This is a genomic window from Micromonospora halophytica (assembly GCF_900090245.1).
Lineage (GTDB): Bacteria > Actinomycetota > Actinomycetes > Mycobacteriales > Micromonosporaceae > Micromonospora > Micromonospora halophytica.
Map to the genome: position 1 here is coordinate 1 of NZ_FMDN01000038.1, position 20,440 is coordinate 20,440.

15 protein-coding genes are annotated in these 20,440 nt (G+C 71.0%); 8 read left to right on the top strand and 7 right to left on the bottom strand.

Annotation, left to right across the window (positions count from 1 at the left end):
* On the top strand, positions 1-311 hold a 311-nt coding region (locus tag GA0070560_RS27170), incomplete at its 5' end, for a transposase (RefSeq protein ID WP_139131614.1).
* Between the two features lie 8 nt (positions 312-319).
* Here the strand turns inward: GA0070560_RS27170 and GA0070560_RS27175 are convergent.
* Both GA0070560_RS27175 and GA0070560_RS27180 read right to left on the bottom strand, forming a co-directional pair.
* Entirely contained in the window at positions 320-973 is a 654-nt protein-coding gene (locus tag GA0070560_RS27175; RefSeq protein ID WP_091302884.1) for a nucleotidyl transferase AbiEii/AbiGii toxin family protein, read from the bottom strand.
* Positions 974-975: 2 nt separating this feature from the next.
* Complete coding sequence (locus tag GA0070560_RS27180; protein WP_091302886.1) at positions 976-1,329, bottom strand: hypothetical protein; 354 nt, start codon at positions 1,327-1,329, stop codon at positions 976-978.
* A 1,000-nt stretch (positions 1,330-2,329) separates the two neighbouring features.
* Between GA0070560_RS27180 and GA0070560_RS27185 the strand changes: the two genes are divergently transcribed.
* The 4 genes from GA0070560_RS27185 (at position 2,330) to GA0070560_RS27200 (ending at position 10,155) form a co-directional block, all read left to right on the top strand.
* Positions 2,330-2,899 (top strand): sigma-70 family RNA polymerase sigma factor, encoded by a 570-nt coding sequence (locus tag GA0070560_RS27185; RefSeq protein WP_245675749.1) that lies wholly within the window; start codon positions 2,330-2,332, stop codon positions 2,897-2,899.
* Entirely contained in the window at positions 2,896-5,370 is a 2,475-nt protein-coding gene (locus tag GA0070560_RS27190; RefSeq protein WP_091302890.1) for a hypothetical protein, read from the top strand. The genes GA0070560_RS27185 and GA0070560_RS27190 overlap by 4 nt, the downstream gene beginning before the upstream one ends.
* Positions 5,371-5,424: 54 nt before the next feature.
* Positions 5,425-5,718: a WXG100 family type VII secretion target gene (locus GA0070560_RS27195; RefSeq protein WP_074472999.1), complete on the top strand. Its 294-nt coding sequence runs from the start codon at positions 5,425-5,427 to the stop codon at positions 5,716-5,718.
* 84 nt (positions 5,719-5,802) lie between these two features.
* On the top strand, positions 5,803-10,155 hold the full coding sequence (locus GA0070560_RS27200; RefSeq protein WP_091302893.1) for an FtsK/SpoIIIE domain-containing protein: 4,353 nt from the start codon (positions 5,803-5,805) through the stop codon (positions 10,153-10,155).
* Positions 10,156-10,239: 84 nt separating this feature from the next.
* On the opposite strand, the gene GA0070560_RS27205 is transcribed toward GA0070560_RS27200, so the two are convergent.
* Positions 10,240-10,842, bottom strand: a complete 603-nt coding sequence (locus tag GA0070560_RS27205) for a hypothetical protein (protein ID WP_091302895.1) — start codon at positions 10,840-10,842, stop codon at positions 10,240-10,242.
* Positions 10,839-11,126: a hypothetical protein gene (locus GA0070560_RS27210; protein ID WP_139131615.1), complete on the bottom strand. Its 288-nt coding sequence runs from the start codon at positions 11,124-11,126 to the stop codon at positions 10,839-10,841. Before GA0070560_RS27210 ends, GA0070560_RS27205 begins: the two co-directional genes overlap by 4 nt.
* A 130-nt stretch (positions 11,127-11,256) precedes the next feature.
* On the opposite strand from GA0070560_RS27210, the gene GA0070560_RS27215 reads away from it, so the two are divergent.
* The 3 genes from GA0070560_RS27215 to GA0070560_RS27225 all read left to right on the top strand — a co-directional run bounded on the left by GA0070560_RS27215 (position 11,257) and on the right by GA0070560_RS27225 (position 14,986).
* Positions 11,257-12,294: a hypothetical protein gene (locus GA0070560_RS27215; protein ID WP_091302898.1), complete on the top strand. Its 1,038-nt coding sequence runs from the start codon at positions 11,257-11,259 to the stop codon at positions 12,292-12,294.
* Positions 12,291-13,568: a LysM peptidoglycan-binding domain-containing protein gene (locus tag GA0070560_RS27220; RefSeq protein WP_091302900.1), complete on the top strand. Its 1,278-nt coding sequence runs from the start codon at positions 12,291-12,293 to the stop codon at positions 13,566-13,568. The genes GA0070560_RS27215 and GA0070560_RS27220 overlap by 4 nt, the downstream gene beginning before the upstream one ends.
* Positions 13,569-13,642: 74 nt before the next feature.
* On the top strand, positions 13,643-14,986 hold the full coding sequence (locus GA0070560_RS27225; protein ID WP_091302902.1) for a ferredoxin reductase family protein: 1,344 nt from the start codon (positions 13,643-13,645) through the stop codon (positions 14,984-14,986).
* 18 nt (positions 14,987-15,004) lie between these two features.
* Here GA0070560_RS27225 and GA0070560_RS27230 read toward each other — a convergent pair whose 3' ends face one another.
* The 3 genes from GA0070560_RS27230 to GA0070560_RS27240 form a co-directional block, all read right to left on the bottom strand.
* On the bottom strand, positions 15,005-18,043 hold the full coding sequence (locus GA0070560_RS27230) for an AAA family ATPase (protein ID WP_091302904.1): 3,039 nt from the start codon (positions 18,041-18,043) through the stop codon (positions 15,005-15,007).
* Between the two features lie 70 nt (positions 18,044-18,113).
* Positions 18,114-19,391, bottom strand: a complete 1,278-nt coding sequence (locus GA0070560_RS27235) for an MFS transporter (RefSeq protein ID WP_091302906.1) — start codon at positions 19,389-19,391, stop codon at positions 18,114-18,116.
* 719 nt (positions 19,392-20,110) lie between these two features.
* Positions 20,111-20,440, bottom strand: a 330-nt coding sequence (locus GA0070560_RS27240) for an IS1634 family transposase (protein WP_425412726.1), incomplete at its 5' end; no start/stop codon positions are given.

A 20,440-nucleotide genomic window follows, 5' to 3' on the forward strand; every position in this document is an offset into this window, starting at 1 on the left:
GACCCGATCGGGTCCTGGCTGACAAGGCGTACAGCTCGAAGGCCAACCGTGACCACGTGCGTCGGCGCGGTATCAAGGCCACCATCCCGATCAAGGCCGACCAGGCCGCCAACCGGCGCAAGAAGGGGTCGAAGGGCGGCCGACCACCCACGTTCGACCCCGTCGCCTACAAGCAGCGTCACGCCGTGGAATGCGGCATCAACCGGCTCAAACGCAACCGCGCCCTGGCGACCCGCTACGACAAACTCGCTGTCCGCTATGAAGCCACCGTGCACATCTCCATGATCAACGAGTGGCTACCCCGCTTATGAAACGCGGCCTAGGGCAGGTCGGCGCTGAGTTCTTCGCGCCATTGCGCGAAGCGTTTGCGCATTTCGCTGATGTGGGCGGGGTGGGCGCCGTAGGCGGCGAAACGTCGGTCCGGGTAGCGCTCCAGCATGCCGAACAGGTCCGCCAGGATGCGCCGGTCGAATCCCGCGTCGGATTGTTCGGCCAGCTCGCACAGCCGTGTCCGGGTGTAGCGACCGGTCATGAGGGCCGCGTCGATATCCAGGAAGTCGCGGGGCTCGGCGCGCGTATACAGGGCGGACATCTTGCCCGCGACGACGTCGTCGGCGTGCAGCACCGGCCCGACGTCCATCATCACCGGCGGCAACGCGCGCCAGTTGGCCGCCAGTTCGACCTTGTACGGATGGGCAGGTTGAGCGGGATCGGTGACCGCGAGTCGGGCGAAGGTGTCGAACTGCTGCGTCACCTCGACGGAATACCCGCCGTCGCGGTAGCCGTCGACTACCGCGTCCACTGCTGCGGCGAACTCGCCACGCCGCTCCCACGCCGTGAACAGGTCGATGTCCTCGCTCGGGCGGTCGAGGATGCCGTGGGCCTGTACGGCGTAGCCACCGGCCAACGCGAATCCGTAGCGGGCAGCGACCCGCAGCCCGATCTCCGCCAGGCGGAGGTGAACCTGATCCACCCTTACCCGGCCAGCGTCTGCGGCGGCGTGCTCAGCTCGGGAAAGCGCGCCTGCCACAACGCCCGCAGCCGGGCCGGGAGCCACAAGCTGGGCCACAAACGGCGCAAAGTCGGGCCGTGCAACCACCGGCGCAAGTCGTCGACCGAATTAGCCTGGTTCAGCACCGTCTGGTACATCAGCTGCAGATCACCGGCGTCGTCCAGGTCATAGGTGCTGTCGCCGGACCAGTCCAGCCACCGATCGAGCGTCACCACACCGCGAACCGGACCGCGCAGGTCGGACAGGGTGGCGGCGACCACAAAGTGCCGCTGGTCCACATACCGTGACCCAGGCGGTGCGCCATTGCCGCTGGCCATGTCTCTACCTCCCGCCCAGATCGTACGTCTGAGTGGTGTCGCCGGCTGGTACGACATCGACCTGCCGGCCATCTGATCTCCCAGGATCTGCCCGCGGCCTGATGATGATCGCTGGAAAGGACGAACACACGCGTGCCGATCCGCACTGAACGCGGGTCGGGTGCCGCCGCCTGCGGGGTTCGAAGTTCTCGCGCTGGCCGTCGGCAGCCTCCGGTCGACCATCCCGGGCCGCGACCCGCTGGTGCCCGAGCCGACGGGGCGGACGGACCCGGTAGCGCTGGGCACTGCAAACCTTGCGGCTCCCGATGATGGCGGTCACCGACCGGCAGCAACGATTGCCTCGATCGACCCTGTCTCGATCGGGGGCGATTGTCGTGGCTGATCGTTCCGTGGCTCCTGTCATCCCTCCCGTGCGACTGTCGGATCGGTAGCAGGGCCACCGTCGGCCTGGTGGTGGAGCTACTCGCCGCCCGCCGCTGCCGGTCGTCCGACGCCATGCGCCGGCACGATGGTGTACGGCCTCACTGCCATCGACAGTAGCGGCCGGATCGCCGACCGTACGGTCATCCGGCCCCCGGATGGGGGACGGGCACGCGGCTGCACATCCGCGAGGGCTCAGGATCGTCGTCCGGCTGGACCGGCAGGGTGTCTTCACCGTCACCGGCCAGGGCCATCTCCAGCTGCCTGCGGCTGTCCGGCAGCGGGCGAATCCATGTGGTTCTTCCGCCCGTCCTCAGAAATTCCTCAGACAACCGACAAGTGTCAGAGCGGCCGACTCCCGCAGGCTTTGCACGGGCCCGGACCGGCGGGCCCGCATGTCGAGGGGGAGATTGCCGCAGTGACTACGGGCCAGGCTATCGCCACCGATTCCGTCGGCGTCGGATCACAGCAGGAGCTCCAGCATGCCGTAAGGCAGGGTGCCCGCAACGCCGTTCGGAGCGGTCGCGGTGGATCACCGCGTGAGGCGGCCACGGCCCGGGCACACAGGCAGACCGGAACTGTGGAGACAGTACGTGTCCCGGACCCCGCGCCCACCGCCGAACAGGGCTATGCGGACATGGTGGCCTGCTACGGCGAGCCGGTGCGGGCGTACGTTGCCCGGCTGACCGGGAACCGGAGCATCGCCGACGACGTGTACCAGGAGACGCTGCTGCGGGCGTGGCGGCATCGGCGGGCTCTGTTCGGGCGGGAGGGGTCGGTTCGCAGTTGGTTGTACACGGTCGCGCACAACGCCGCTGTCGACGTGCTGCGGGGACGGCGGGCGTACCCGGTGGCCGACGAGACATGGGCCGTCCTGCAACGCCCGGTGCAGGATCACGCCGACGCGGTCGTGGCCACCGCCTACCTGATGCCCGCACTGCGTCGGCTCACCGCCGAGCACCGCGACGTGATCTTCGAGCTCTACTTTCGCCGCAGCACGGTGACCGAGGCGGCCAAGTCCATCGGCATCCCGCCCGGAACAGTCAAGTCGCGCGCCCACTATGCGATCAGGGCGCTGCGCGCCGAACTGGTGCCACTGATGCCGGAGTTCGGCTCCGCACCGTCGACCCGTTCGGAGGACCTCCCGTGAGCAGGCGGCACACCTCCGGGTTCGACATTCTGGGCATGGCCGGGGACCCGACCCCGGGCGATCCGGACCAGATCGACCAACTGGCTCGCCTCTACGAGGAGATCCGGGACGACGCCCAGACCGGCGTACGGGTCCTGGGCCGTGGCGGTTCGCTGTCGCAGGCGCGCGGTGAGTCCATGGAGAAGCTCCGCGACATGCTCGACAAGCTGCCGCGAAAGCTGCAACAGACGGTCGACTCGTTCGACGCGGCGGCGCAGGCGTACCGGACGTATGCCCGGGCGCTGCGTGACCAGCAGACGCGGATCGACACAGCGATGGATCAGGCCACCGCCGCCGTGGGTGTCGCCCGGCGTACGGCGCCGAAGTCGCCGGCAGCCGCCACGCCCGCGGAGATCGCGGAGGTGCAGGCGCAGGCCGACGAGATCGCCGGGGCACGCGCTGAACTCTCGGCTGCCCAGCGGCTCGCCGCGGACGCCCGCCGGCTGCGAGAGGTGGCCTCCGCGCGATGTAACCAGGCGCTCGACGACGCCGCCTCGAAAGCGATCAAACCGCCGCCCCGGCGAAGATTTTTCCAACGCATCGGCGACTTCTTCCGGAACAACCCGATCTTCCGGCTGATCATCGACATCGCGATCGCGATCGTAGGGGTGGTCCTGCCCGTGGTCGGCATCGTGCTCGCCCTGGTGGCGGTCGTAGTCACGGCGGCGGTCCAGGCCGCGAACGGCAACTTCGAACTGGGCACCCTCCTGGTGGGCCTGGTGACTCTCGTCCCCGGCGCGAAGCTGATCGGCTCGTTCACGCGTGGCGCGAAGAGCGTGGCACCCGGGCTGGTCGCGACTGCTCGCAGCGGCGCCAAGGCTTTCGGTGAGATCGGCAAGAACAACAAACTGATCACCGGGGTCCTCACGTTCGGCGGCCGGGGCGGCGCCTTCGGCAGGCAGGTGGTGACGGACTTCGGCAAGGGCGTCGTCGAGGAGGTCGCCACCGTCGGACTCAACAAACTCGGCAACAAGGACAGCGCGGGCTTCAACGCCGCCTCGATCTTCGGCGGCGCGGCGGCCGGCGCGGCGGCCGGTGGGGTCGTCGACGGGTTCCAGAAAGGTGGTTCCCGCGGTGCGGACTTCGACGTGCCGTCGGGCGGCGGCGACGTCCCGGCTGGGGGCAGGACGTCGGGCGACACCGGCGTTTCTGCTGGTGACGGACCATCCAGCAACGAGGGGCCAGCCAGCGGGAGCGGGCCATCCAGCGGGGGTGCAGCATCCAGTGGGGGCGAGGCGTCCGCTGGCGGTGGCACGTCCGGTAGCGGTGGACCGGGCGGTGGCAGCGCGTCCGCCGACGCTCCACCTCCCACGGACGCTCGACCTTCCACGGACGCCGCACCGGTGGCAGGCCCCGCCAGGAACGACCCTGCGGTCGGCGCCGCGCCGACCGTTCCGGCGGCCGGTGGTGCTTCGGCTACCCAAGGTGCTCCGGCTACCCCAGGTGCCGGGGCAGGAACCGGCGCCCCGGCCAACACTCCGGAGCCGAAGTCGGATGGGACCAGGATCCCCGCAGGAGGTGACCCGGCTGCGGTCGGCTCCGATGCGGACACCGGGACCTCGTCACCGGACGGCGGCGGCCCGGCCGGTGGCGCAGACCCCGGCGAAGGACAGGCCGTGACGGATACGGGGAGTGGTTCCCAGGAGCCCGTGGGCCGTGCGGACGGAGGCACGGCCGGCTCCACGCCCGGCCCCGCGCCGACGAACGGGGGAGGCACCGGGGGCCCGGTGCAGGAGGGGCCTGTCCCCGCAGCCCCGGCCCGGGCCGATCCGGCGCCGGTCGACTCGATTCCGGCCGGATCTGGGCCGGGAGGGCCGACACCGGACGGCGTCGCGCCCGAGGTCCCGTCCGGGCCGACCGGACAGCAGAGCCCGGAGCCGGCTGCGCCGCCGTCGGGTGGCACTGGCCCGGAGTCCGCGAGCGCGTCCGGCACCGGTCGGGAGACCGGGAACTCGGAGCCGCCGCCGACCGCGACGCCCGCTGTCCCCGGCACCGCGACGCCCGCTGTCCCCGGCACCGCGACGCCCGCTGTCCCCGGCGCCGATGGTGCGCCGGCCACACCCCCGGCGGGTGCGGGCGGCGGGACGACGTCCGGTCCGGGCGGATCGCGGCCGCGATCGGAGTCCGATGCCGGAGCCGGACAGGACCCCGGTCCGCAGGCGGCAGGGCCGCCGTCCCCTGCCGGTGACACCCCCGACGCCCGGAACGCCGATACGCGGCCGGACGCCGACGACGACATCGAGAAACGTGCGGTCCAGGCCGTCAAGGAAACCTCCTCCGACATAGCGGGCCACGCCGCCTCGACCGCCATCGAGAACCGGCAGGGCGAGGACGAGGACGATGCACTGGCCGACGCCACGGTCCAGGTTGGTGGCGCGCCCGCGACGGCCCAGGACGACAGGACCGGGTTCACCAAGAGATTCCGCAGGTAGCGACTTCGCCGGTCGAGGGCCGGCGACCACTCAGAGAGATCAAGGAGTATCACCATGCCCGATTTCGCGGTCAACAGTGACGAGACAGCCCAGACTTCGGCGGCGCTGCTGAACGACTTCACCCAGCTGCAGGACAAACTGGTCGAGGTGCGAGGCAAGGTGCAGAACCTGCTCGCCCAGGGCTATCGCACCCCAGCGGCACAGCAGAAGTTCCAGCCCTTCTTCGACGAGTTCGCCAAGGGCTTCGACCAGGTGAACCAGGGCCTGCAGGGGATCGGCAACTACGTCCGTTCCGTCGGGGAGGCGTTCGCCTCCACCGACCAGGATCTCGGCTCGCGCCTCGGCTGACGGCAGCGGCGGCAGACCCTCAGACACGCCCGGAGCACATCCGCACCGGGCGTGTCCGCTGTTGACGAAAGGAGGAGGATCGAAGTGCGTCTCAATGTCAGTGTGCTGTCCGACGCCTCGCCGGCTGCGGAGCCGCTGGTGGTGGAGGCCGAGCCGGGCACCTCGGTGGGTGCGTTCACCGCCGAGCTGGCCGGTGCCGTCGGCGGGCGTCCGGGCACGCTCTTTCACGGTGTCACCCCGCTGGACCCGCGGTTGTCGCTGGCCGAGGCGAGGATCGGCGCCGGCGCCGAGCTGGGCCTCAACCGTCCGGCGCGGCCCCCGGCCGGTCGGGCCGGTGCCGTGGAGGTGCGGCTGGTGGGCGGTCCGGGCGCCGGGGGCATCGTGCTCCTGCCGCCCGGGGAGTACGAGGTGGGCAGTGCGCCCGCCTGCCGGGTGCGGCTGGCCGGCGATGTGCCACCGGTCGCCGCCCGGCTGCTGGTCACCGCGGGGCGCACGGTCGAGGTGACCGCCGTGTCGGCGATGGAGATGGACGGCAAGCCACTGGACGGCACCGCCGAGTGGCCGGCGGGCCGCCAGGTGGCGATCGGCGGCATCCTGCTGGAGCTGGCGGCGGGGGTGCCGTTGCGGGCTCCGCTGACTCGCGCGCCGGACGGTTTCACCTGGGAGTTCAACCGCCAGCCGCGGTTCTTCCCGCAGATCCCGGGCGGACAGTTCCGGCTGCCGGTCGAGCCGACCAAGCCGGACAAGAGTCCCATCCCGCTGGTGACGCTGCTGTTGATGCCGGCGATCGGTGCCCTGGTGGGCATCCTCGCCACGGGCAACTGGCGGTTCATCTTCCTGGCGTTGGTCTCGCCGCTGGGTGCGTTGCTGACCCAGTTCGGCACCAAGCGGCGCGGCAGGCAGAGCTTCGCCGAGCAGACGCAGGAGTACGAGGAGAAGCTCGCCCGGGTGCGGGCCGACATCGACGAGGCTGTTCTTGAGGAGCAGCGCGCCCGGCGGTACGCCTACCCGGACCCGGCATCCACCGGACGGATCGCCACTCTGCCCGGCGAGCGGCTGTGGGAGCGTCGGTGGCGCGACGACGACTTCCTCGCGTTGCGGGTCGGCACGTGCTCGATGCCGTCGGCGGTCCGGGTGGAGGACCCGGCGCTGGACGAGCATCGCCGGATCACCGTGCCCGAGCTGGGGCAGGTTCCGGTGGCCGTTGACGTGCGCGACAGCGGCGTGGTCGGTGTGGCCGGGGACCGCCTGGCCCGCCTGACACCCTGGCTGGTGGCGCAGGCGGCGGCCCTGCACAGCCCCGATGACCTGCGCATCTGTGTGCTGACCGAGGCCTCCGGCGAGCAGCGCTGGTCGTGGCTGCGCTGGCTGCCGCACGTCCGGCCCGACAGCGAGGAGGCGTACGTGCGGATCGGCACCAGCGCCGAGTCGGTGTCGCGGCGCATCACCGAGCTGAACCGGGTGATCGCGGCGAGGTCCGCCGGTGACCGGCAGAACGGTGCCGAGCGGGGCGGGACCACCGGGGAGCCGGACATCCTGGTCGTGCTCGACGGCGCGCGGCGGCTGCGGTCGATGCCCGGCGCGGTCACGCTGCTGCGTGACGGGCCCGCGGTCGGCGTCTACGTGCTCTGCCTGGAGCCGGAGGAGCGGCTGCTGCCGGAGGAGTGCCGGGCCGTGGTGGTGTCCGGTGCGGGCGGGGCCTCGCTGCGTACCGCCAAGGCGGCGCAGGTCGTCGGCATCCGTGCCGACGAACCGGACGCCGGATGGTACGAGCGGGCGGCCCGGCGCATGGCGCCGCTGGGCGCGGCCGGTGACGGGGACGATGCGGTCCTGCCGCAGTCGGCCCGCCTGCTCGACATCCTGGACCTGGAGCCGCCGACCCCGGAGAAGATCGAGGCGGGCTGGGCGGTCCGGCCGCGGAGCACCGAGGCGGTGCTCGGCGCCGGACTGGACGGCCGGTTCGCGATCGACCTGGTCCGGGACGGGCCGCACGCCCTGATCGCGGGAACCACCGGAGCAGGCAAGTCGGAGCTGCTGCAGACCCTGGTGGCCACGCTGGCCGTGGCGAACCGGCCGGACGAGATGACCTTCGTGCTGGTCGACTACAAGGGCGGCAGCGCCTTCGCCGAGTGCGAGCAACTGCCGCACACCGTCGGTATGGTGACCGACCTGGACACCCATCTGGTGGAGCGGGCGCTGACCTCGCTCGGCGCGGAGCTGCGCCGGCGGGAACACGTACTGGCCGATGCCGGCGTCTCCGACATCGTCCGTTTCCAGGAGCGCCGGGCCCGGGACAGGAGCATGCCTTTGATGCCGCGGTTGGTGCTGGTGATCGACGAGTTCGCGTCGATGGTGCGGGAACTGCCCGACTTCGTCACCGGTCTGGTCAACATCGCGCAGCGGGGCCGGTCGCTCGGCATCCATCTGGTGCTGGCGACGCAGCGTCCGTCCGGCGCGGTGACCCCGGACATCCGGGCGAACACGAACCTGCGAATCGCGCTGCGGACCACTGACCAGGGCGAGAGCCGGGACATCATCGACGCACCCGATGCGGGTGAGTTGTCGCCGCGCACGCCGGGCCGGGCGTACGCCCGCCTCGGATACGCCGCGCTGCTGCCGTTCCAGGCCGGGCGCATCGGCGGCAAGCGGCCGGTGCTGGGGGAGCGGGCCGACCAGGTGCGCGTCGAGGTCACCCATGTGGACTGGACCCGGTTGGGCGACCCGGTCTCGGCCCGCAGGGTTGCCCCGGCCTCGGCCGTGGGTGTGGCCGACACCGACCTGCGGGAACTGGTCGGTGCGATCGTCGCGGCGACCGAGCGAATGGGTGTGCCGAGGCAGCCGAGCCCGTGGCTGCCGCCGCTGGCCGAGGTGACCCAGTGGGCGGAGGTGCCGCAGCCGGCGGTCGCGGCGGTGCCGGGCGATCTGGGTGCGGTGGCGTACGGCATCGTGGACCTGCCGGCTGCGCAGAGCCGCGAGCCACTGCTGTTCGACCCCGACCGTACCGGCCACGTCTTCTTCATCGGGTCCAGCCGCAGCGGCCGTTCGCAGGCGCTGCGTACCCTGGTGGCCGCGCTGGCCGCCCGGAATTCCACCGCCGACGTGCACGTCTACGCCATCGACTGCGGCAATGGGGCGCTCCTGCCGCTGGCCGGTCTGCCGCACTGCGGTGCGGTGGTGGACCGGTTGCAGACCGAGCGTCTGGATCGCATGCTGACCTGGTTCAACACCGAGTTGACCCGGCGGCAGTCGCTCTTCGGCGAGCAGCGGGTGGCGGACCTGGCGGAGCAGCGGCGGAGTGCCCCGCCGGAGCAGCGCCTGCCGCACCTGATGCTGCTGGTGGACCGTTTCGAGGTGTTCGAGCGGGACTTCGCGACTCACGACAACGGCAGCTACCTGGAGCGGCTGAGCCGGCTGTTGCGCGACGGCGCCGGGGTGGGCATCCACGTCGTGCTGGCTGGCGACAAGGTGCTCGGCTCTGGCCGCTTCGCCGGCGCCACCGAGGAGAAGCTGGTGCTGCGCCTCAACGATCGCAGCGACTACTCGCTGTTGGGTCTGAACCTCAGGGACGTGCCGCCGGAGCAGGGTCCGGGCCGAGCGATCCGGATCTCCGATCACGCCGAGGCGCAGATCGCCGTGCTCGCTCCGGACACCACGGGGCAGGGGCAGGCAGCGGCGCTGACCGAGGGGGCCAGGCGGATCACCGACCGGGACGCCGCGGTGCCGGCGACCGCCCGGCCCCGCCGGTTCGCGGCGCTGCCCGACCTGATCGGGTACGCCGAGGTGCGCCGGATGGCGCCGGAGAAGGGCAGGGCCCTCAGCGCGTTCGTCGGGGTGGGCGGCGACGAGGTGGTCCCTCTCGGGCCGGACTTCGTCGACATCCCGACCTTCGCGATCGGCGGCCCGCCCCGGTCGGGTCGCAGCACGGCGCTGTTGACGGTGGCCCGTTCGCTGCTGGAGAACGGCACGGGGCTGCTGGTGGTGGCACCACGCCGCTCGCCGTTGCGGGACCTGGCCGGGCATCCGGGGGTGACCGGGGTGGTGACCGATGCCGGGGTCGCCGCGGTGGACTTCCGGCAGTTGCTGAAGAGCATTCCGGAGGAGACCGGGGCGGTGGTGGTCGACGATGCCGAGCTGCTCGCCCAGTCGGACATCGACGGTGACCTGAACATGCTGGCCCGCGGTGCGGCGGGCAACGGGTGGGGTCTGGTGGTGGCAGGCAATGCGGAGGCGTTGAGCCTCGGTCTGGCCGGCTGGCTGACGCAGCTCAAGCGCAACCGGGCTGGCCTGCTGATCGGCCCGCAGAGCATCACCGACGGTGAGCTGATCGGCATGCGGATCCCGCGGGGCATCGTCGGGCAGGCCGCCCAGCCGGGGCGCGCCTACCTGCACCTGGGCGACGGGGTGCTGACCGCCGTGCAGGTGCCGAAGGCGGACTGAACACATGGGGGCCGGTGCTGCCAGGTGGCAGCACCGGCCCTCGTGCGCCGGGCCGGGCCAGGCTGTGTCAGGCGGGCCAGGCGGTCAGGTGAAGCGCAGTGTGCCGGTGATCGCATCGAAGACGTCGTGGAGCGCGTCGGCGAGCGGCAGGTTCGGGCTCATGCAACTGACCACCAGGTACGACCCGGGCTGCGCCGGGACCGGGACGATCGTGTGCATCGCGACCATCACGGCGGACGTGGTCCCGGTCAGCTCGACGATCTCGGTGCCGGTGATCCGGGCGACGACCCCGACGCCGGGAATGGTCGTCGAGGTGACGGTGCGGTCGCCGTGGCCGTCGACCCGCGCCGGGCGGGACACCTGCTGGGCGATGTCGGCCACCGACAGGTGCGTCCCGTCCGGGACGGTCACCCCGAACACCCCGACGAACGCCATGAGGAGCCCGCCGTCGTCGTCGCGGGCGATCAGTCCGGCTGCGGAGGCGGCGCCCCGCTGCCGGGCGGTGCGCAACAGGCGGCGGGCCTGGCGCAGCGCGTCGTCGACGGCACTGCGCTGCTCGGGAGTGGTCGCGGCCGCCCGCAGCTCGCTCTGCTGCCGGCTGAAGTCCTGCCCTGCGAGGTCGTAGTCGAGCCAGCCGTCCGGCACCTCGAAGGTGAACGATCCGGGGGTGTGCACGGGGGCGGTCACCTGCCGCCGCCCAGGCTGTTGCCACCCTGCTCGTCGACCGCCGTGAAGGCGTCGAGGATCATGTCGATCGCCTGCACGATGTCGTCGCACTCCTCACGCAGCTGCTTGCGGCCGGCGTCCCAGCGGTCCTCGAAGTTCTCGGCCGCGTCGCGGACCGGGCTGCCGACGACCCGGTTGAAGTCCGCGGAACTCCGCTTCACGTTGATGGTCTGAAGTACCCGGCGCATCGCCTCCGCCGCCTGCTGGAGATCCTCACCCGGGACCACGATGTCTGATCTGGCCATGGGCGTTTCACGATCGGGCCGCCCAGAACGGTTCGTGGACTGTGAGCTGGATCACTTACACCAAACCGAATCGGCCGGTGGGTCGTGCAGACCGTACCTGTCGACTTCAACCGAATCCGGAGGTGTCATCGTGGCCCGGACCCCGGCCCGCGCACTGACCGCCCCTCTTGCCGCGGTGGTGCTCCTCGCGGCCGCCTGCGCGGGCAACGACTCCAGCGCCCCGGCGCCGGCACCCGTCCTCGCCGGCGGCGAGATCCAGCTGGTGGACGCGCCGGCCGCAAGCGCCGGCCTGACCGGTGACGGCCGTGCCGACGACGCCGCTCCGGCGGCCTCCACGAAACCAGCGGACACGGCGGATCCGGTGGACCCCGCGGCCACCACGGAGCCCTCGGCGCCCACCGCCGCGGCGGCGGAGGCCCCGGCACCGGCGAAGTGGGTCCAGCTCTCCACGAACAAGGCGTCCATCGGCGAGACGGTGACCGACGTGACCGGGTTCACCCTGTACCGCTTCGCCGGCGACTCGGCCGAGCCGCCGACCTCGAAGTGCACCGGTGAGTGTGTCAAGAACTGGCCGCCGGTGCTGATTCAGGCCGGGGGCCGGGTCTTCGTCGACGGGATGAAGACCGACGACATCGGTGCGATCCGACGGCCGGACGGTGGCGTGCAGGTCACCATCGGAGGCTGGCCGGCCTACCGCTTCACCGGCGACACCGTGCCCGGTGACCTCAACGGTCAGGGCGCCGACAACGCCTGGTTCGCGTTCGCGCCCGACGGCAAGGCGATCGATCCGCTGATCGCCACGGTGGTCGTCAAGGCCGCGCCGCCGGATCGGACCAGGACGCTGACCGCCAGGAAGAGCAAGGACGGGCCGATCGTCGTCGACGACGACGGCGCGACGATCTACCGCTTCGACAAGGACGACACCGACCCGCCGGCCAGCAACTGCACGGGCGCCTGCGCGGCCCTGTGGCAGCCGGTGGTCGCCCAGAACGGCGGCAAAGTGAAGCTCGATGGCATCGACGGGGACCGGGTCTGGTGGTTGAGCCGCAAGGACGGGACCAAGCAGGTGACCCTGGACGGATCGCCGCTGTACCGCAACGTCGCGGACAAGAGCACCGACACGATCATCGCCAGCGCCGCCGCTCAGGGCTGGACTGCGGCCCGATGATCCGGCGGATTCTGCTGCTGGTGGCCCTGGTGTTCACCGTCGCCCTTGTCGCACCGGCCGCCGCCCAGGCGGCTGCGGACGACGTGGTCAAGGTCGCCGTGGTGCGCGCCCCCGAGAACAACGGCGGACGCCCCGACTCCCTGCCGCAGATCGCCCAGCGCACCCTCGGCGACCCGGCTCGCGCCACCGAGATCCTCGGCCTGAACCGCGGGCGGCCGCAGAGCGACGGCGGGACGCTCACCGACTCCGGCGAGGTCCGCGCCGGGTGGATCCTGCTGCTGCCGGCCGACGCCAGCGGCCCGGACGTCCGGCTCGGCCGGGTCGGGTCGGCCCCGGACTCCGGCGCAACCTCGTTCTTCACCTGGAAGGTGGTGTCCGCGCTGGTCGGCGCGGTGATCCTGGCGCTCCTCAGCCTCCTGGTGATCTTCCGACGCCGGATCGTGCGCCGGGTGCGTGACCGCTACCACGGATACATCGAGAACGCCCGCTGGCACCGCCAGATCCAGGAGCGGATGCGGGTACGCGCCCTACTCTCCGCCGAGTTCGCCGCAGACCGGGCCCGGCCCGCGCTGGCCTGGCACGCCGCCGCCGAGCTGACGGCCGAGCAGGTCGAGGCGTACGCCCTGCGTGTGGGCGAGGGTGCGGTGACCGCCTGGGTGACTGCCGATCACGCGCCCCGCACGCCGTGGCAGGCCGAGACGGACGGAATGTGGACGCGCCCCGCGGAGGCGTCCGGCAACCCTCCTTCCCCGGGCGATGCGATCGCCCCGTGCCTGGTCCGGGTCGGCGGCGGCGGGGAGGGAACGCTCTTCGTGGACCTCACCTGGCTCGACGGGGTCCTCGCGATCGGCGGATCCGCCGGGGTCGCCATCGATGTCCTGGCGAATCTCCTCGCCGACCTGACGCGGTTCCGCCCGGATCTGCCGGTGTTGTCGGTGCCGGGACTGTGCGGTGAGGCGCCGGGCCTGCCATCCACCGCGGTACGCATGGGGTCGGTGACCGATCTTCGGGTGACCGGTCGCGGCCCCGGCACCGACGACGGGATGGTGCGCCTGGCCGCCCACCGGCGTACCCTCACCGCCCTGGCGGTGCTCCCCGAGGGGCCGTCGGCCGACGAGGCTGCGCACCTGCTGGCCGCGTGTGGGCCGGGCAGCGGGCAGGTCGCGATCGTGCTCGGTGATCTACCAGGTGCCCGCTGGCGCTGGCACGCGGAGGCCGACGGGAAGGTCCGCCTCCCGGAGATCGGTGTGACGGTGACGGCGCCGTCCCGGTAGACCCCAGGCTTCCCTTCTCGCCCCCCTCGTGGCACGCTCTCCCACCGGCCCCGGCCGTTTCAGGAAGGTTCGCGATGTACACCGCAACTCCGCCGCAGGTGCGCCGCACCGGCCAGTCCAGAGCCGCCTACCTGACACTCTGGATGTTCCTCCTGGTCAACCTGGTGATCGTCGAGGTGATGTTCGTCAATCCGAGCAGGCCGGCGCCCAACACCCTGACCGCGATCGGCCGGTTCCTCGGCCTGCATCTGGGCTTCGTGATGGCGCTTCAGCTGCTGCTGATCGGGCGCGTGCCGTTCCTTGAACGGCGGATCGGCATGGACAAGCTCACCAACTGGCACCGTTGGACGGGCTTCACGATCTTCTGGCTGGTGGTGCTGCACCCGACGTTCGTCCTGCTCGGGTACTCCCGGCTCGACCAGATCTCGTTCTTCGCCGAGATCCCGAATCTGGCCGAACAGATGCCCGTACTGCTCGGCATGATCGCCGCAGGCCTGGTTTGCGTCATGGCGTTCACCTCGGTGCGGATGGCCCGCCGCCGGATGTCCTACGAGGCCTGGCACGCCACCCACATGGTGGTGTACGTGATGATCGTGCTGTCGGTGATCCACCAGGTCTACGAGGGCAGCTCGTTCGCGTCCAGCACTCTCACCAAGGCGTACTGGTGGGGTCTGTGGGCCTTCGCGATCGGTTCGCTCCTCGTCAACCGGCTGTTCGTGCCTCTGGCGCGCAACGCCCGTCACCGACTGCGGGTCGTCGCCGTCGTCCCGGAGACCGATCAGGCGGTCTCCGTGTACGTCGGTGGCGACCGGCTCGACAGGCTGCGCGCCCGGCCCGGGCAGTTCTTCTGGTGGCGGTTCCCCGGTCACAACTCCTGGTGGCAGGTCAACCCGTGGTCGCTCTCGGCGGCACCGGACGGTCGCACCCTGCGGCTGACCGCGAAGGCGATTGGTTCCACCAGTGCCGGGCTGCGGCAGCTGCCGGTGGGCACCCGGGTCTACATCGAGGGACCGTACGGCGCGCTCACCACCGCCAGCCGCACCCGCCAGAACGCGTTGCTGATCGCCGGAGGCATCGGCATCACGCCGATCCGGGCGCTTCTGGAGGACCCGGACCTGACCGGTGACATCGTGGTCCTCTACCGAGCGCGAACGCCCGCCGACGCGGTGCTGATCGGCGAGCTGCGCAATCTGGTGCAGGCCCGGGGAGCCCGGTTGCACCTGCTGACCGGCCGTACCACCGACGGCAGCCAGCCGTTCAGCCCCGAGAGTCTGCGCGGCCTGGTACCGGACATCGCCGAACGTGACGTCTACCTGTGCGGCCCGGCCGCGATGGCGGCCACCGTGCAGCGCAGCCTGCGTGCACTGCGGGTGCCGGCCCGTCAGCGGCACATCGAGGCGTTCCGCCTGGGGGTGTAGGTGGAGGTGAACGGCGAGCTAACCGAGGCGTTCGAGGAGTCGTTCGCTGTGGCGGCGGATGCCGGCGAAGCCGAATCGACCGGTGGTCGCCCTCGCGTCGGTGGCGAGGGCGCGTGCCCGGTCAGGGTCGGCCCCGGCGAGCAGTTCGGCGCAGGCGAGTTGCGTGCGGGCGACGAACAGGGGGGCCCGGAGGCGGCGGTTGACGGTGAGGGCCAGGTCGTAGGCGGCGGCCGCGTCGTCGAGGCGGCCGAGGGTCGCCAGCGCGCGCCCGAGTCCGTAGGCGATGGCACCCTCGGTGGTCGCGCCGGTGCTGGCGACCTGGCCCCGCCAACCGTCGAGGATCGACACGAGTCGGGACGCCGACGCGGGAAGCGCGAGAGTGTGGCAGGTCTCGGCCCACAGCATCAGGGCCGTCGACCAGAACTGGGGTGCGCCGCCGGGGGAGACGTCGAGGGAGTCGGCGAGCGCCCGGGCGTCCGATTCGCGGCCGAGCTCGCACCACACGTGGGCCAGGCCGGCCCGGAAGACCTGCAACGTGGGATTTTCTTCGAGGACCTGCTCGAGGGTCTCGGCGACTTCGGCGACGCGGCCCTGGGCTCGGCGGATCTGGAAGACCTGGCCGGCGTAGCCGAAGAACGCCTCGGGTTGTCCGGTGGCGACGCCGAGTTCGAACGCGGCGTGGGCGGCGGCTTCGGCCCCGTCGAGGTCGCCGTCGAGGAAAAGGTGTATCGACTGTGTCTGGGCGTTGGTCCAGCGGACGAAGGGTTCCGGGCTGCGCTTGGCGAACGTGTCCCGGATGTCCTTCTCCCGGTTCATCGTGTCACGGTCGCCGCGTTCGAGTGCGATCTCGTGGTGGGACATCGAGAGCATGCCGCGCAGCAGCGGGTCGCCGGTGCGTTCCGAGGCGGCGATGCCCTCGTGTAACAACTGTTCACGGCGTTCGAGCGCGTCCAGCGTGCGTAGCGCGCTCTCGGTGAGGCGCGCGACGTGCGCGATGACGCGGTCTTCGCCGGCCTCGCGGGCGAGCGCGAGCGCATCCGAGGCTGCTTCCTCGACCTGTTCCTCGGGCCCGGCGTGAATCTCGATGGCGAGCATCGCGTGCAGGAGCGCACCGTCGGCCTTGCGGGGCCGTGCCGCGATCGCCCGCCGCAGGATCTCAACCCGTTCGTCGTCGACGGCCCCGAACTGACTGACGTCGCCGCGGTTGTTGGCGAGCGCGGCACGCACGAGGAGTTCGTCGTGGTGCAGGTCGATGGCGAGACGGCCGGCGTCGAGGAGCGTATCGCGGTGTGCGGGGTCGCCCGCCTGGCGCTGGGCGGTACCGAGGCCGACGAGGGTTTCACAGCGTTGGGTCGTGTGGTCGGTGGGGAGGAGTTCGAGGGCGCGGAGATACCAGCCGACCGCATCGTCGGGCGCGAGGCGGGTCAGCGCGTAGTCGCCCGCTTGCTGCGCATACCAGGCTGCCTTGTCGCGGTTCTGAGGCCCGATGGCGTGGATCCAGTGGTGGGCTATCTCGCCGGCCCGCTCGCCCGCGTCGTCGCCGACACGTCGCTCCAACGCCGCAGCGACCGCCTGGTGGCCGAACGCACGCGCGGTGGGGCTCAGTTCCGCATACAGGGTGTGGGCGACGATGGCGTGTGTGAACGCGAACCGCCCGACTGCGTCGGTGACGAGTGCGTTGTCCACCGCCGGCACGAGGCGCGCGAACGTTCGGGCGGGATCTTCGCTGAGCAGCTCGGAGAGGAGATCGAGCTCGAAGTCCCGACCGATGACCGACGCGGTGTCGAGTGCCCTACGAGTTTCGGGGCCGAGTCGTTGGACGCGGCGGCCCACGACCTCGCGCACGCTGACGGGCAGCCCCTGGTTGCGCAGGTAGGTCGGAGCCGCCCAGCGGCCGTCGTCGTGTTGGCTGATGGCTCCGGTCTCGGTGAGGTGGCGGAGGATCTCGGTGACGAAGAACGGGTTGCCTTCCGTCTCGGCCCGCAGCACGTCACACAGCGCGAGCCCGTCGCGGTCCATCTCGTGGCCCGCGACCGTCTCCAGGAAGCTGAGCAACTCGCTGTCGTCGAGACCCCGCAGGGCCAATCTGGTGGTGCCCGGTTCACGATGGGTCGCGGCCAACAACGCGGCCAGCGGATGCGAGGCGTCGAAATCGGTATCCCGGAACGTCGCGATCACCAATACCGGTGTCGTCAGGGCCCGCTCGACGAGGTGACGCAGGAGAGCGAGCGTCTGCACGTCCGCCCAGTGCAGATCGTCGAGCACGACGACGGCTGGCCCACCACGTACCGAGACGGCGTCGAGCACGTCGACGACCGAGTTGTAGAGCGCGAACCGGGCCGAATCCGATTCCAGGTCCACCGCGCACGCACCGCCCAACAACGGCGCGAGCGCTTCTCGACGGCCGGCGAGGATGTCGGGGGCGTCGCGGTCGAGGCTCGTCAGCAGCTCTCGCCAGGGCTGATACGGAACGGACAACTCCTCGTCGCAACGCCCGTACAGCATCACCGCCTCGCGGTGCGCCGCTGCCGCGAACACCGAACACAGCGTCGTCTTGCCGATCCCCGCCTCTCCGCTGACCAACACCACCCGCCGCTGTCCCGACGCGGTCACCTCTTTCCACACGTCCGCGAGCACCGCGCGCTCGTGTTCCCGGCCCGCGAAAGCCAGGCCCGACGACACCGCCAGCCGGGCGGGCAGGGGAACGCCGTGCCCTGACCCTGGCCGGCCCCTTGCCGCCGCCTGCATGACTGCTCCGACGAACTGGTAACCGCGGCGATATGCCGTACGGATCAGCCGCTGTTCCCTGCCGGCGTCACCGATCGCCACGCGGATGGTCCGGAGCACGGTGGTGACCGCAGCGTCGCTCACGAAACGGTCGCCCCACACCGAGTCGAGAAGCTCTTCCTTGGATACGACCCGGTCACGATGCGAGATCAGGTGGTGGAGGACGTCGAACGCCCGGGGTTCCAGCGGGATGCGCTTCCCCGCACGTCGAAGCTCGTAGAGGGAGGTATCAAACTCGTATCCATCGAAATGGTATGTACCTCCATCCACGCCACGGAGGGTATCAGTCGAGGTGCCGAGCCATCCGCTGTCAGCCCGCCACGGTCTCCTCCCCGGCCGGTCACCGGATGCTGCGGATGCGGAGCATCAGCAGGCCCGACACCACCGCACTCAGGGCGCCGAAGACGAACAATGCGGGGTAACCGCCACACCAGGTGATCACCGCACTGGCCACCGCCCCGGCGAGCAGCTGGGGCAGGCCGGTGGCCACCTGAAGGATCCCCAGGTCGCGGCCCTCGCTGTCGGCGTTCGGCAGCACCAGGGACATGACCGCCAGGTCGATGGCGAAGTAGGTGCCGATCGAGGCACCCAGGCAGGCGGAGTAGATCAGCATCCCCGTCCAGGTGGGCGTGGCGAGGGGGATCGTCATCGACGCGGCGACGCCGAGGGCGCTCGCCCCGACGAACAGTTTGCGACGGTCCATCCTGTCTGCGATCCAGCCCGCAAGACTGGCAACGACCACCCAGACCCCGACGCTCAGAGTGAGCAGGGTGCTCACTGCCGTCGCGACGTCGCCGTCGGGCACATTGCCGGTGCCGACATAGTCCTGCAACGTGTAGAAGGTGTAGCCGCTGACCACGAAGTAGGAAGCGAAGAGCATGAACCGGCTGAAGAAGGCCAGTCGGAAGTCCCGGGTGGCGAACGCGGCGAAGAACGACCGGAGGGACTGCCCCGGACTACTCCGGTTCCGCGCAGCGACCGGCAGGCCGCGCGCTGAGCCCTCCCGGGCGCCGAGCAGCAGCAGTGCGGTGGTGACCAGCAGAACCGCGCCGATGACGGCGTAGGCGGTCAGGTGGCCCACCCGGCTGGCCACCTGGACGCCGAAGACGATGCCGACCGGGGTGCCCAGCCCGATGACGGCCGACGCCACGCCACGACGTCGCGGGGGAACGCGGTCGGGGAGGATCGCAGTGACCGCGCCCGAGTAGAAGTTCGCCGCGAACCACAGCACCACGGTGGTCGCGATCAGCCCCGGCAGGCTCTCGGCCAGCCCCATCAGAATGCAGGCGACGGCCGAGACCGCGGCCGCTGCGGCGATCCATGGCGTCCGACGTCCGTAGCGGGAGCGGGTGCGGTCGGAGATAGCGCCACCGGCGGGGATGGCGACCATCGACGCGACAGCCGCGAGCGTGGTGAGCAAGGCGAGATTGCCGACTTTCGACGTCGGGTCCACGGCCTCCACCTGGGCCGGGAGGATGACCGCCGAGATGCCGTTGAACAGCGCGTACATGGCCGCCACAGCCGGGAAGAGCAGCACGAGCAGGCGGCCGACGCGCGGTCGTAGCGCCGGTGCACCGTCGATCGTGACCAACTGCTGAGGGGGATGGACGTCGGTCATGAGGTCTCCGGGGCCAAGGCGATCAGAGCGAGGGGCTCAGCATCCGATGCGAGGTGGGGTGGCCGGTGCATTATGGGTGCGTTTCCGTGGCGCGCGACAGACTGCGGATCAGATCGTGCCCTACCTGGCCGTTCCCAAGAGCGTCAACTCCCCCTACTCAGGCCACCCGCTGGCCTGCGCCGCCAGTGGCACCGATCCGGGCCATGAAGATGAGGGGACCGCCGAGCATGCTGGGCCGAGTCGCGGATCCTGCCGGCGGTGCCTTCGCCTGCGGCGTCGGCTCCCGTCCGTCCATCCGAGCGCCGCCGCCAGTACAGCCCAGACGAGGTAGGGTTCCCCGTCGACGGCCTGCAACTGCTGCCGTACGCTCGGGGACGAGTTATGGCGGTGCCTCCCGGGAGGCGGTCCTCAGCACCGCCAGTATCGCCTCAGCGGTCCCTGACTCCAGCTCCAGCAGCCTCGACATGTCGACTTCCACCCGGATCGGTCGATGTTCTCGCAGTAGTCGGCCGGCGGCATCGGCGACAACAGCGATGTCGGTACGACGCACCGACCCGCGCAAGACCACCACGACTTTCCCGGTCGCCCGAACGGCCGGTGTGATCGACGGCGACATCACTAGTACGGCAGCCGCCGTTCGGGATCATGGTGGAGTTCGAGGTTGAGGCGTCGGGCGTAGTGGGATCGTCGGGCTCGGGCCTGACCTGAGTTGTAGCGGTTTAGTGACCACGCCAGCCGAGGGCGGTCAGGAGGGTTCGGGTCTCGGTGGGGATGCGCGGGTGGGCGGTTACTTGCTGGGTGCCGATGGTGATGGTGGCTGAGCGGAGGGGCCGCAGGGTCTTGAGGATCTTGTTGATGCTCAGCCCGGAGCGGGCTTGGGCTTCGCGGGAGATGGCGAGGGCGGCGAACACGACGGTCAGGTGGGCTTGGATGCTGTCTTCGAGGCGGTGGAAGACCGGTCGTGCGGCCAGGTCGGACTTGGTCATCCGGAAGGAACGCTCGACCTGGTAGAGGTCGTGGTAGGCGGCGACGACGGCGGGGCCGTCCAT

Coding starts and splice junctions, on each gene's coding strand:
- GA0070560_RS27180 (WP_091302886.1), bottom strand. CDS start 1,329: ATGGCCAGCGGCAATGGCGCACCGCCTGGGTCACGGTATGTGGACCAG.
- GA0070560_RS27195 (WP_074472999.1), top strand. CDS start 5,425: ATGCCCGATTTCGCGGTCAACAGTGACGAGACAGCCCAGACTTCGGCG.
- GA0070560_RS27210 (WP_139131615.1), bottom strand. CDS start 11,126: ATGGCCAGATCAGACATCGTGGTCCCGGGTGAGGATCTCCAGCAGGCG.
- GA0070560_RS27220 (WP_091302900.1), top strand. CDS start 12,291: ATGATCCGGCGGATTCTGCTGCTGGTGGCCCTGGTGTTCACCGTCGCC.
- GA0070560_RS27225 (WP_091302902.1), top strand. CDS start 13,643: ATGTACACCGCAACTCCGCCGCAGGTGCGCCGCACCGGCCAGTCCAGA.
- GA0070560_RS27235 (WP_091302906.1), bottom strand. CDS start 19,391: ATGACCGACGTCCATCCCCCTCAGCAGTTGGTCACGATCGACGGTGCA.